The following is a 12,266-nucleotide window of genomic DNA, read 5'->3' on the forward strand; positions in this document are numbered from 1 at the left end:
TATAACACGGCGGAAACCGGGACGCTTCCGCCGCCGGACGGATCCGGTTGCGGCGGCAGCATGCCACGCCTAACGTCCCCGCGCATGGCCTACTGGCTGCTGAAGACCGAGCCCGGCACCTATGCGTGGTCCGACCTCGTCGCCGACGGGACCACCCCGTGGACCGGCGTCGCCAACCCGCAGGCCCAGGCGAACCTCCGGGCCATGAAGGCGGGCGATCGCGCGATCGTCTACCACTCCGGCGAGAAGCGCGCGGTGGGCGTCGCCGAGGTGGTGCGGACCGCCTACCCCGACCCGACCGCCGGCGGCGAGCTGGTCTGCGTGGACGTGAAGGCCGTCGAGCCGCTCCCGGCGCCGGTGCCGCTCGAGGCGCTGAAGCAGGAGCCGGCGTTCGAGGGCTCGGTCCTGCTCAGGCAGGGCCGGCTCTCGGTGGTGCCGCTCGCGCCCGCGGAGTGGCGCGATCTGGCCGCGCTCGCCGACGTCATCGCCCGGACCGGCGGCCTGCGCCGCAAGGCCAGGTTCTAGGCGGGCGCGGCCGGGCGCCGCACCTCCTCAGATCCTGAACCGCCTCACCTCGCCGCGGAGCACCTCCGCCTGCGAGGCGAGGTCCACGATGGCGGCCTCGAGGTCGCGGACCGAGTGCGTCTGCGCCTCGGCCACCTGCTTGATCTGCACCACCGCCGTCATCACCTGCTCGGAGCCCTTGGTCTGCTCCTTCTGGGCGCGGTTCAGGTGGTGGACCATCTCCGAGATCGACTCGATGGCGCGGGTGATCTGCTTCGACCCGCGCGCCTGCTCCTGCGCCGAGCGCTCCACGTGCTTGGTGATCGCCTTCATCTTCTCGGCGCTCTTCATGATCTGCTCGGAGCCGCGCGCCTGCTCCGCGGTGGCGCTCGCGATCTGCTGCACCGTCTCGGCGATGCGGTTGATCGCCATGGTCACCTGCTTCGACCCGCGCGCCTGCTCCAGCGTGGCCCGCGCGATGGCCTTCACCATCTGCGTGGACTTCTGGCTCGACTCCTGGATCTTCTTCAGCGCGGTCTCGGTCTCCTGCCCGAGCCGCACGCCCTCCTCCACGTTGCGGACGCCGCGGTCCATGGCCTGGATGGCGTTGCGCGACTGGTCCTGCACCGCGCGGATGAGCTCGGAGATCTCCTTGGTGGACGCGCCGGTGCGCTCGGCCAGGTCCTTGATCTCGTCCGCCACCACCGCGAAGCCCTTGCCGTGCTCGCCCGACTGCGCCGCCAGGATGGCGGCGTTCAGCGCGAGCAGGTTGGTCTGCTCGGCCACGTCGTCGATGACGTTGAGGATGTTGCCGATGGCGGCGATCTTGGCGCCGAGCGCCTCGATGACGCTGGCCGCCTCCTTGGAGGACTCCTTGATCTTGTCGATGCCGAGGAGCGTGCGCGAGAGCGCCTCCGCCCCCGACTCCGCGTCGCGCTGCGCCTGCTCGGAGAGGCGCGCGGTCTCGTTCGCGTTCGACTCCACCTGCGAGATGGACACGTCCATCTCGTTCATGGAGGACGACGTCTCCTCGGTGGTGGCGGACAGGTCCTCGATGTTCTTCGCCACCTCCTTGATCGAGTAGGTCATCTGCTCGATCGCGGCGGTGGTCTCCTCCACGCTGGCCGCCAGCGCCTGGATGTTCTCGGCCACCTCGTCGTTGGTGGCGGCCATCTCCAGGATCGACGAGGACGACTCCTCGGCGCTCTGCGCCAGCACCTCGACGTTGTCGGCGATGCCCTTCAGCGACGAGATCATCTGGCTCATCGAAGAGGAGGTGTCCACCACCCGGGCCGACACCGTGCCGGCGCCGGAGGACACCGCCGAGCCGGTGCGCGAGATCCGGTCGATCACCGTCGCCACGCCGCCGGTCACGTTCTGCACGCGGGAGAGCGTCGCGGCCAGGTTCTCGCCGATGCGGTTCAGCGACTCGGCCAGCGTCCCCAGCTCGTCCGGGCCGAGCTGCGCGGAGCGGGCGGTGAGGTCGCAGTCGGAGACCCGGCGCGCCACCGCGCTCATCTCGTCGAGCGGCCGGAGCACGAGGCGCGAGACGAACACGTAGACGAGCCCCGCCAGCACCATCCCGCCGCCCACCAGGAGCGCGAAGATGTACCAGCCGGCCCGCCCGGCCTGCGCGTCGAGCGGGTCGCGATCGAGGCCGAGCAGCACGTACCCGGCGCGCGCGCCCCCGCCCGCGCCCTCCACCGGGCGCGTGAAGGCGACCACGCCCGGCGCCCGGGGCTGCGCGGTGGCGCCCGCCGCCTGGTGCCACGCCACCACCTCCTCGGCGCTGCGGCCCAGGTTGCGGGAGAGGTGCCTGGCGGCGATCGACCAGTCCTCCCGGACCACCACCACGTACGCGAACGACTCCTCGTCCCAGTCCTCGTCCACCCGCGCCGCGATGCGCGCCGGGTCGCCGGCCGCGAGCGCCGGCGCGAGCGCGGAGGCGTAGACGCGGGCGTCGGCCTCGCCGCGGTGCTCGGCGGCGCGCTCCAGCGCGGCGTGGATCTCGCGGTTCACGGCGATCGACGTGAGCACGCCGGCGATGGCCAGCGCGCCGGCGATGGAGAGGAACAGGATCCGCTTCACGCCGAGGTGGGCGAGCTTTGGACGCATCGGGCCCTTCTCGCCGGCGCGGGCTGAAGCACGCGGATTTCCCGGCGGTTCGGCGCGATGCTACCGGCGGGTCGGGACCGAGGCAAGGGAACGGCCGGCGCCGCGCCGGGCGGCGCACGCACCTTGGCCCACGCCGCCCGCGCTACTGCATGAACAGGTCCTGCACCTCGACCTGCTTCTTCTCGGCGTCGGCGAGCACGGGCTCGGTCCCCTGCTTGAACGGCTCGGGCACGCCGCCGGCGCCGACCGCCACCGCCTTGCCGCTGGCCGGGTCGATCCGCACCTCGACGATCCCCGAGGGCGCCTCGAACTCGGGCTGGGCCCGGCCCTTCAGCGCCGCCGACATGAAGTCGAGCCAGATGGGCAGCGCGGCGTGGCCGCCGGTCTCGTACCGGCCGAGCGGGGTGACGTTCACGTCGTAGCCGAGCCACACGCCGGTGGCGAGGTCGCGGGTGAACCCCATGAACCAGGTGTCGAAGGAGTCGTTGGTGGTGCCGGTCTTGCCCGCCGCCGGCTTCCCCAGCGCGGCGGCGCGCGCGCCGGTGCCGACCGTCGCGACCTCGCGCATGAGGCGGACCAGGATGTACGCGCTGCGCGGGTCCATCACCTGCTCGCGCGGGCGCGTCACCTCGGCCACCGCGCCGGCCAGCCGCTCGTCGAGCCCGACCCATGGGTCGCGGTAGTCGGCGTGGTCCTCGAGGACGCGCCCGTCGCGGTCCAGCACCCGCTTCACGAAGGTGCTGGGGCGCTTCTCGCCGTAGCGCGCGAACAGCGCGTACACGTTGGTGAGCTCCCAGGGCGTCACGCAGGACGAGCCGAGCGCGCTGCCCAGCTCCTGCTTCACCGGCGTGGTGATCCCGAGCGTCTTCGCCCAGTCGCCCAGCCCCGCCGGCCCGAGCTTCGCGTTGAGCGCCTCGGCGGTCTTCACCGCCGGGATGTTCATCGAGTTGACGAGCGCGGTGCGCAGGGTGACGTCGCCCTTGAAGTCCTCGCCGTAGTTCTGCGGCTTCCAGCTCGACTCGTCGTCGCGGAAGACGATGGGCGCGTCGGTGAGGATGGTCGCGGGCGTGTAGTCGAGCTTCTCCACCGCGGCGGAGTAGACGACGGGCTTGAACGCCGAGCCCGGCTGGCGGCAGGCCTGGAAGGCGCGGTTGAACTCGGAGGCCTCGAAGTCGTAGCCGCCCACCATGGCGGTGACGTACGCCGTCCCGGGATCGACCGCGACGAGCGCCCCCTGCAGCGTGGGATCCTGCTGCAGCGAGAACAGCACCGGGGCCTCGGGCACGTCCTTGGGCCGGCCCACCCCGAGCTGCGCCTCCCTCCGCTGCAGCTCGGCGCGCTCGACCCGCTTCAGCACCACCACGTCGCCGGCGCGCAGCGCGCTCGACGGGCGGGAGAGGAGCGAGTCCGCGTAGGACACCACCGGGTTGGGCCGGCGGGCCCAGCGCATGCCGGAGATGGGCAGCACCCCGCGCGTCTCGCCCACCTCCACCTCGACGATCCCCGCCTTGTCGTCCACCCGGTCCACGATGCCGACGCAGTAGTCGCCGGCGTGGAGCGTGCCCTTCGGCCAGGCCTTCGCGAGCCGCGCGGCGAGCGCGGTCCGCTCCGCGCCGGCCACCTTCGCCACCGGCCCGGTGAAGCCCTGCCGCTGGTCCACCTCGACGAGCCCCTTCAGCACGGCCGCCTGCGCGGCGCGCTGCTTCTCGAGGTCCATCGCCATCTCGACCCGCAGCCCGTCGTGCAGCAGCCGCTCGTTGCCGTAGCGGTCCACCACCTGCCGGCGCACCGTCTCCACGTAGAACGGCGCGGTCTCGCGGAACACGTCGTCCACGCCGAAGACCTTCACCTCGGCCTTCTCGGCGCTGCGCCGCTCGGCCTCGGTGATCATCCCCTCCTCGGCCATGCGCCGCAGCACGTACCGCCGGCGCTCCGAGGCCGCCTCGGGCCGCGAGAACGGCGAGTAGCGCGAGGGCGCCTGCGGCAGCCCGGCGATGAGCGCCGCCTCCTCCAGCGTCAGGTCCTCCACGTTCTTCCGGTAGTAGTTCTCCGCGGCCGACTGCACCCCGTAGCTGTGGTGCCCGAGGTACACGCCGTTCAGGTACATCCAGAGGATCTGCTCCTTCGTGAACCGCGCCTCGAGGCGCCGCGCCAGGATCAGCTCGCGGATCTTGCGCCGCAGGCTCCGCTCGGTGCCGCGCTCGAACCCCTCGGCGCTGATGAGGATGGCCTTGGCGGTCTGCTGCGTGAGCGTGGACGCGCCCTGGATGCGCGACCGGAGCACGTAGGTCTTCACCGCGGCGCGGAGCGTGCCGAGCAGGTCGATGCCGCCGTGCTCGAAGAAGTTCTTGTCCTCCGAGGCGATGAACGCCTGGATGACCCGCTTCGGGATGCGCTCGTACGGGACGACCTTGCGGCGCTCCACGAAGAACTCGCCCGCGATCTGGCCGTCGGCCGAGATCATCTCGGTGATGATGGGCGGGCGGTACTGCTCCAGCGTGGGGATGTCGGGCAGCCCGCGCGAGAACACGATCCAGCCCACCACCGCGACCACCAGCGCGGCGTTCACCGCCGCGAGCGCGGCGAACAGCCCCCAGCGGAGGAGCCGCCGGCGCAGCGGGCGCTCGGGCGGCAGGCCGTCGAGGACCACGCGCGAGGAGGGCTCCTCGGGCGGCTTGTGGGGTTCGCCGGGCTCGCTCATGGGGTGGCCGAATCTATGCGTGCCCCGCCCCGGAGTTCAACGCTCGCGGTGCGGTCCGTCGCGGCGCGCGGCGGGCGCGTGTGCGCCGGTGGGCGACGCGGGGAGCTTCAGGTTCGCGCGGGAGAGCACCTCGGCGAGCTCCGCCGGGAACGGCGCCTCGAGCCGGAGCGGCGCGCCGGTGAGCGGATGTGGGACCTCCAGCCTCCACGCGTGCAGGCCCATCCGGCGCAGCCCCCAGCGCGTGCGCGCGGTCCGATTGAAGGCGAAGTCGCCGTAGCGCCGGTCGCCCGCCACCGGGTGGCCCACCGCCTCGAGGTGGCGGCGGATCTGGTGCGTGCGGCCGGTCTCGATGGTGACGGCGAGCAGCGAGAGCTCCTTCGCGGCCGAGACGACCTTCCAGCGCGTCAGCGCCTCCTGGAAGTTCACCCCCCGCATCGCCTTGGACCTCGAGGTCTGCTCGTGCTCGGAGAGCGGCAGGTCGATGGTGCCGGCCTCGCGCGGCATCTTCCCCTTCACGAGCGCGAGGTAGGTCTTGTGGACGCCTTCGCCGCTGGTGAACGTCTCGGTGAGCCGCACCATCGCCTTGCGGTGCTTCGCCACCAGCACCACGCCCGAGGTGTCGCGGTCGAGCCGGTGCGCCGGCGAGGGCTTGAACTCGGTGGGCGGGAGGTCGTCGGGCGTTCTCAGGTATCCGCGCGCCATCTCCACCAGCGTGGCGCCCTCGATCCCGGTGCCGGGGTGCGCGGCCAGGCCGGCCGGCTTGTCCACCGCGAGCAGGTCCGCGTCCTCGTGCAGCACGCCGAACGTCACCCGCGGCGCGCCGCCCGGGGCCGTCGGCTCGGGCCTCGCGAGCAGCCGCTCCTCGTCCCCGCGGATCACCACCACGTCGCCCTCGGCGACGAGCTGGTCGGCCTTCCCGCGCGCGCCGTTCACCCGCACCTTGCGCGTGCGGAACATCTTGTAGACGTGGCTGAGCGGCACGTCGCGCAGCGCCTTGCGCACGAGCTTGTCGAGGCGCTGGCCGGCCGCGTCGGCCGAGACGGTGAGCTGGATCACGGGGGAGATCTACCTCACCCGGGCCCGCGGCACCTCAAATCAGCTCGAGCTGCATGTGCTCGCGGAGGGGCTCGGCGCGGATCCCCTCCTTGCGGAGCGCGGCGGCGAGCGCGTCCTCGTGGCCGTGGACCGTGAACACGCGGCCGGCGCCGGTGGCCCGGGCATAGCGCACCAGCGAGGGGAAGTCGGCGTGGTCGGAGAGCGGGAACGCCGCGTCCACCCCGCGGAAGAAGCGGCCGCCGTCGATGGCCCAGCCGGTGAGGATGGCGGTGCGGCGCCTGCGGATCCCGCGCATGGCCGGGCTGCGGGCGAGGTGCGGCGGGCACACCACCACCTCGTCGATCGCGGCGCCCTCCGGCCCGAGCGGCCGCACGTTGGGCAGCGCCACCCCGTGCGCCTCGTAGACCTTGTTCACCGCCTGGACCACCGGGTGGGCGCGGCAGGCGTAGCCGAGGTCGGAGAGGTACTTCAGGATCTCCTGCGCCTTGCCGAGCGCGTAGCCGAGCAGCACCGGCGTGACCCCGTCGGCGAGCGCGTCGTCCACGAAGCGGCGCACCGCCGCGAGCGTCTCGTCCTTGGGCGGGAACACGTAGCGCGGGTGGCCGAAGGTGGACTCGATCACGAGCACGTCGCAGCCCATCACCTCGGCGCGCTCCGCGGCGTGGGTCGGCTCGGTGCAGAGGTCGCCCGAGTAGCCCAGCGAGACGCCGTTGCGCGTCACCCGCACCTGCGCCGAGCCGAGGACGTGGCCGGCCGGGAACAGCTCCAGGGTCAGCTCGCCCAGGCCGAACGGCGCGCGGTAGGACGCGGGCAGGTGCTCGGTCCGGCGGCGCTTCCCCTCGCCCAGGCGGTGGCGCATGAGCGCCAGCGTCGGGGCGGTGGCGATGGTCCGGTCGTGGCGCCCGATGTGATCGCCGTGCGCGTGCGACACGAACGCGCACTCGACCCGCCGGGTGGCGTCGAGGTGGAGGGACGAGCCGGTGATCCTCAGCTCGCCCCGGTGGAGCTCGATCGGCGGGCGCCTCATCGGGCGCCCGTTCTACAACGGGCGCCCGACACGGCGCGAGGCAGGGCCCGCGGGCCCCGCCGCTACTTCTTCGGCGGCTCCTTCGCCGGCGCCTTCTTCTCCTCCGGCTTCGACTCCTGCGCCGCCTTCGTCCGGTCTTCCTCCTCGATCTGGTGGATCCGTTTCTCGAGCGAATGGAACCCGCCCTTCTTCTTCTCCTCCGCCATGGAACACCTCCTTCGAGGACCCTAGGGATCCTCTCGCGGCCGGGGGAACCGGTCCGCGCCACGGTGGGTTCCGCCGGAGGTCCCACCCGCGCCGGGGCCCCGCCCGCGGCCGAGCGCCGCGCCGTGCCCCTCTGGCGGGTGTCAGGGCGGGAGGGCATGATGCGCCGCCCCAGCCCTCCGGCACCCCGGCCGCCCCGCCGGCCAGCGCCCGGGCGAGCGGGCGCGTCGCGTGGCGCATCTCGAGGAGGGACCATGAAGAGGACCGTGGACGTCGGGGAGCGGCTGCCGCTGCTCCAGAGCATTCCCCTGTCGCTGCAGCACCTGTTCGCCATGTTCGGCGCCACCGTGCTGGTGCCGTTCCTGGTCGGGCTCGACACCTCGGTGACCTTGTTCACCAGCGGTGTCGGCACGCTCGTCTACATCTTCATCACCAAGGGGAAGATCCCGGCCTACCTCGGCTCCTCCTTCGCGTTCATCGCCGCCCTCTCCGCCATCCTCGGGGTGGCGCCGGGCCAGGCCGCGCCGGCCGACCGGGTGGCGGTGGCCATGGGCGGCTGCGTGGCGGTGGGCGTCTGCTACCTGGTGGTGGCGGCGCTCATCGGCAAGTTCGGCACCGGCTGGATCGACCGCCTGCTCCCGCCGGTGGTGATCGGCTCGGTGGTGATGGTCATCGGCCTCGGCCTCGCCCGCGTGGCGGTGGTCAACATGGCCATGAACGGCGGCGGCCCCACCTACCGGCCGGAGTTCTTCGCGGTGGCGCTCGCCTCGCTCGCCATCGCCATCCTGGCGGCGGTGTTCCTGAAGGGCTTCCTGGGCGTCATCCCGGTGCTCATCGGCATCGTGGGCGGCTACGTCGTCGCGCTCCTCGCCGGCCAGGTGGACCTCTCCGGCGTCGCCGCGGCGAGGCCGCTGGCGGTGCCGCCCTTCGTGCTCCCGAAGTTCACCTGGGCGGCCATCATCACGCTCGCGCCCATCTCGCTCGTCGTCATCACCGAGCACATCGGCCACCTCATCGTCACGAACAACGTGGTGGGCCGGGACTTCGTGAAGGACCCGGGCCTGCACCGCTCGCTCGCCGGCGACGGCGTCGCCACCATGATCTCCGGCGCGCTGGGCGGCCCGCCCAACACCACCTACGGCGAGAACATCGGCGTGATGGCCATCACCCGCGTCTTCTCGGTGTGGGTGATCGGCGGCGCGGCGGTGCTCGCCGTGCTCATGTCCTTCCTCCCGCCGGTGGGCGCGCTCATCCGCTCCATCCCGACCCAGGTGATGGGCGGCATCTGCATCCTGCTCTTCGGGATCATCGCCTCCGCCGGCATCCGCATGCTGGTCGAGGCAGGCATCGACTTCTCGCAGAAGCGGAACCTGATCATCGCCTCGGTGGTGCTGGTCATCGGCGTGGGCGGCGCCGAGATGCACTTCGGCTCGGTGAAGATCGACGCCATGCCGCTCGCCACCTACGTCGGCATCCTGCTCAACCTGGTGCTGCCGCGCGGGATGGAGGGCACCGCCGCGAACGGGACCGTCTCCGAGGCGCCGGACGTGTAGCCCGCGGGACGCCGCTCGCCCCTCGACGGGCTCAGGGTGACCCTTCGACGGGCTCAGGGTGAGCGGGGGTGCCCGCTCGCGGTGAGCCCGTCGAACCGCGGGCGGGGCCCGGCTACCGGAGCAGCAGGTACCAGAGCCGCCCCGGCTGCTTCATGCGGCCGGCGGCGTTCGCGGCGTAGGGGCCGCTGCCCAGGTACAGGTCCACGCGGCCGGAGGTGCGGATGGCCCCGCCCGCGTCCTGGTCGAGCACGAAGCGCGAGAACGGGCGCATGGTGGCCGAGGTCGCGTCCACCGGCCGCTCGGTCTCCAGGAACGCGAGGCCGCCCTTCGGGAACACCTTCGCGTCGGCGGCGATGGTGCGGTCCGGGGTGACCGGGACGCCCAGCGCGCCGATGGCGTCGTCGGCGAAGCGGAAGAACACGTAGGACGGGTTGGTGGCGAGCACCGCCGCCTGCTCCTCCGGGTGCGCGAGCAGCCAGGCGCGGATCGACTGCATCGACACCTCCTCGCGCCGGAGCGCGCCGCGCCGGACCAGCTCCGCGCCCACCGCGGCGTAGCGCTGGCCGTTCTTGCCCGCGTAGGTGACCACGCGCGCGGTGCCGTCGGGGAGGCGCACCACCCCGCTCCCCTGGATCTCCAGGAAGAACGCGTCGAGCGCCGAGTCCACGAAGCAGAGCTCCGCGCCCTTCCCCTCGAGCGCGCCGCGCGCGATGTCGGCGCGGGTCGGGTAGGGGACGAGCCGGCCCTGCTCCACCCGGCCGACGACGTCCTCCGCGACCTGCGGGAAGTCGCGCGCGCGCACCACCACGAGGTCGTCGGGCGCGCGGTGGAGCGGCACCTGGTACGGGCCGCCGCGGGCGAGCGCGCCGCGCAGCTCGGGCAGGTAGTAGCCGGTGAAGAGCACCGTCCCGCGCCCGTCGCCGGCCGAGCGGAAGGCGCGGAACTCGCGGCGGAGCGCCTCGCGCAGCGCGTCCGGCGAGGGCCGCGCCGCCACGAGGGCGCGGAAGCGCGCCAGCGTCGCGCGCACGCGCTCGAGCGGCACGCGCTCCTTGCCGTAGGCGAACGTCCGGCCCGGATCCGAGGCGGCGAGCCGCGCCAGCCAGGTCTCGGTGCGGCCGATCGCGTCCTCGAGGCCGGCGTAGTCGAGGTCGTCCGCGAACGCCGGGAGCTCGGACGGCGGCACCTCGCGCAGCGCCTCGTCGGCGGTGCGGGCCGGCGCGGGCGGGGGCGCGTGGCGGCAGGCGGCGAGCGCCGCGGTGAGCACCAGGACGAGCGCCGCGGCGAGGGCGTGCTGGAGAGGCGTGCGTCGCATCGGGCCGAAGGTAGCAGAGGTCCCGCCGCGCGGCGCGGGCCCCCGCTCGCCCCGGCGTCGCCGGCTACGCCGCGGGCGCGCGGGCGCGGGCCCTGGCCTCCGCCGCGCGGGCCTCCAGCACCCCGCCCACCTCGCCGGCCAGCACCCCGAGCACCATGAGCGCGCCGCCGGCCCAGTCGAGCGGCCCGAGCGGCTCGCCGTAGTACAGCCAGCTGAACACCGCGGCGGCGGCGGGCTCGAGCGAGAAGATGAGCGCGGCCCGGACCGCGGTGGTGTGGCGCTGGCCCCAGTTCATGACGAAGAAGGCGAACGCGGTCATGACGAGGCCGGTGAACGCGACCACCAGCACGAAGTGGCCGGCCCCGGCCGGATCGAAGCGCGGCCCCTCCAGCGGGACGAGGACGAGCGCGCCGGCCAGCGTGACCAGCACCTGCACCGCCACGAACGGCGCGAGCGGGTGGCGCGGCGCCCACTCCGAGGTGAACGTCACCTGGAGCCCGTAGGCGACGGCGCAGAACAGCGTGAGCAGGTCGCCGAAGCGGACCTCCTCCGTGACCGCGCCCGCCGTGAAGGGCCGGGTGAGCAGGACCAGCCCGGCCACCGCGAACGTCACGCCCACCCAGAACGCGGGGCGCACCCGGCGCCCCAGGAACCAGCGCGCCACCACCGGCACCACCAGCACGTTCAGGCCGGTGATGAACCCGGAGCGCGCGGGCGTGGTGTGCCGGAGCGCCACCGTCTGCAGCACGAAGCCGACCAGCATGGTCAGGCCGAGCAGGAGCCCGTGCCGCCAGAACCCCTCGCCGAGCGGCGCGCGCGGCCGGAGCGCCCAGGCGGCGAGCAGCGCCACCGCGGCCAGGCCGAAGCGGGCGGTGAGGAACACGCCCGGCGAGGCGATCTCGAGCGCCTCCTTCACGAGCGCGAAGGTGGTCCCCCACAGCAGGGTGAGGGCGAGCAGGGCGAGGTCGGCCACGGGCGCGGCGGGGCGGCGCTAGCGCCCGGCCCGCTCCTCCTCGAAGCGCCCGTGCAGGTGGACCGGCGCCTGCCGCGCCTTGCGCACGCGCATGTTGAGGAGCTCGACGCCGAGGGAGAACGCCATGGCGAAGTAGACGTAGCCCTTCTCGATGTGCCTCCCGAGCCCCTCGGCCACCAGCATCACGCCGATGAGGATGAGGAAGGACAGCGCCAGCATCTTGATGGTGGGGTGGCGCTCCACGAAGCCGCCGATCGCGTCGGCGAAGATCAGCATCACGCCCACCGCGAGGACCATGGCGGCGACCATCACCGGCAGGTGCTTCGCCATCCCCACCGCGGTGATGACCGAGTCGAGCGAGAACACGATGTCGAGCAGCGCGATCTGCACGATGACCGCCCAGAACGCGGCGCCGCCGCCCGCCTTCCGCGCCTCGGCGTGCTCGACCTCGAGCTTGTCGTGGATCTCGTGGGTGGCCTTGGCGATGAGGAACAGGCCGCCGCCCAGCAGGATGAGGTCGCGCCCGGAGATCTCCCGGCCCAGCACCTCGAAGAGCGGCCGGGTCAGCCCCATCACCCAGCTGATGGCGAACAGCAGCCCGAGCCGGGTGAGGAGCGCGAAGGCGAGGCCCAGCTTGCGCGCCTTCCCCTGCTGCTCCTGCGGCAGCCGCCCGGCGAGGATGGTGAGGAACACCACGTTGTCGATGCCGAGGACGATCTCCATGGCGGAGAGCGTCACCAGCGAGATCCACGTGTCGGCCTGGCCGAGCAGCTCGAGCATGGCGCCTTGAATGCCCGATGGCGCCGCGGTTGTCGAGCGGC

General features: G+C 73.1%; 10 protein-coding genes. 2 read left to right on the top strand and 8 right to left on the bottom strand.

Features of this window, described 5'->3' with window-relative positions; all coding sequences use genetic code 11:
* The first annotated feature begins 84 nt into the window (after positions 1-84).
* A complete protein-coding gene (locus ACOQFB_RS21105; protein WP_059436016.1) occupies positions 85-525 on the top strand; it encodes an EVE domain-containing protein in 441 nt (146 codons plus the stop codon).
* A 27-nt stretch (positions 526-552) separates the two neighbouring features.
* Here the strand turns inward: ACOQFB_RS21105 and ACOQFB_RS21110 are convergent, their stop codons facing one another.
* The 5 genes from ACOQFB_RS21110 to ACOQFB_RS21130 form a co-directional block, all read right to left on the bottom strand.
* A complete protein-coding gene (locus ACOQFB_RS21110; protein WP_059436017.1) occupies positions 553-2,619 on the bottom strand; it encodes a methyl-accepting chemotaxis protein in 2,067 nt (688 codons plus the stop codon).
* Between the two features lie 142 nt (positions 2,620-2,761).
* On the bottom strand, positions 2,762-5,320 hold the full coding sequence (locus ACOQFB_RS21115) for a penicillin-binding protein 1A (RefSeq protein ID WP_421609444.1): 2,559 nt from the start codon (positions 5,318-5,320) through the stop codon (positions 2,762-2,764).
* Positions 5,321-5,356: 36 nt separating this feature from the next.
* Positions 5,357-6,376, bottom strand: a complete 1,020-nt coding sequence (locus tag ACOQFB_RS21120; RefSeq protein ID WP_421609445.1) for an RluA family pseudouridine synthase — start codon at positions 6,374-6,376, stop codon at positions 5,357-5,359.
* A 34-nt stretch (positions 6,377-6,410) separates the two neighbouring features.
* Positions 6,411-7,403, bottom strand: a complete 993-nt coding sequence (locus ACOQFB_RS21125) for an MBL fold metallo-hydrolase (RefSeq protein ID WP_059436020.1) — start codon at positions 7,401-7,403, stop codon at positions 6,411-6,413.
* Between the two features lie 62 nt (positions 7,404-7,465).
* Positions 7,466-7,609 carry a hypothetical protein gene (locus tag ACOQFB_RS21130; RefSeq protein ID WP_193388333.1) on the bottom strand — a complete coding sequence of 48 codons (144 nt, stop codon included), beginning with the start codon at positions 7,607-7,609 and terminating at the stop codon, positions 7,466-7,468.
* 252 nt (positions 7,610-7,861) lie between these two features.
* Here ACOQFB_RS21130 and uraA point away from each other — a divergent pair, with 252 nt between their 5' ends.
* Positions 7,862-9,160, top strand: a complete 1,299-nt coding sequence (uraA, locus tag ACOQFB_RS21135) for a uracil permease (protein WP_059436021.1) — start codon at positions 7,862-7,864, stop codon at positions 9,158-9,160.
* Between the two features lie 112 nt (positions 9,161-9,272).
* On the opposite strand, the gene mltA is transcribed toward uraA, so the two are convergent.
* The 3 genes from mltA to ACOQFB_RS21150 all read right to left on the bottom strand — a co-directional run bounded on the left by mltA (position 9,273) and on the right by ACOQFB_RS21150 (position 12,225).
* A complete protein-coding gene (mltA, locus tag ACOQFB_RS21140) occupies positions 9,273-10,472 on the bottom strand; it encodes a murein transglycosylase A (RefSeq protein WP_059436022.1) in 1,200 nt (399 codons plus the stop codon).
* A 64-nt stretch (positions 10,473-10,536) separates the two neighbouring features.
* Positions 10,537-11,445, bottom strand: coding sequence for a DMT family transporter (locus ACOQFB_RS21145; RefSeq protein WP_421609446.1), 909 nt, complete (start codon positions 11,443-11,445; stop codon positions 10,537-10,539).
* 18 nt (positions 11,446-11,463) lie between these two features.
* Complete coding sequence (locus ACOQFB_RS21150) at positions 11,464-12,225, bottom strand: TerC family protein (protein WP_059436024.1); 762 nt, start codon at positions 12,223-12,225, stop codon at positions 11,464-11,466.
* Positions 12,226-12,266: the final 41 nt, after the last annotated feature.

It is taken from the genome of Anaeromyxobacter sp. Red801 (assembly GCF_049201065.2).
Taxonomy (GTDB): domain Bacteria; phylum Myxococcota; class Myxococcia; order Myxococcales; family Anaeromyxobacteraceae; genus Anaeromyxobacter.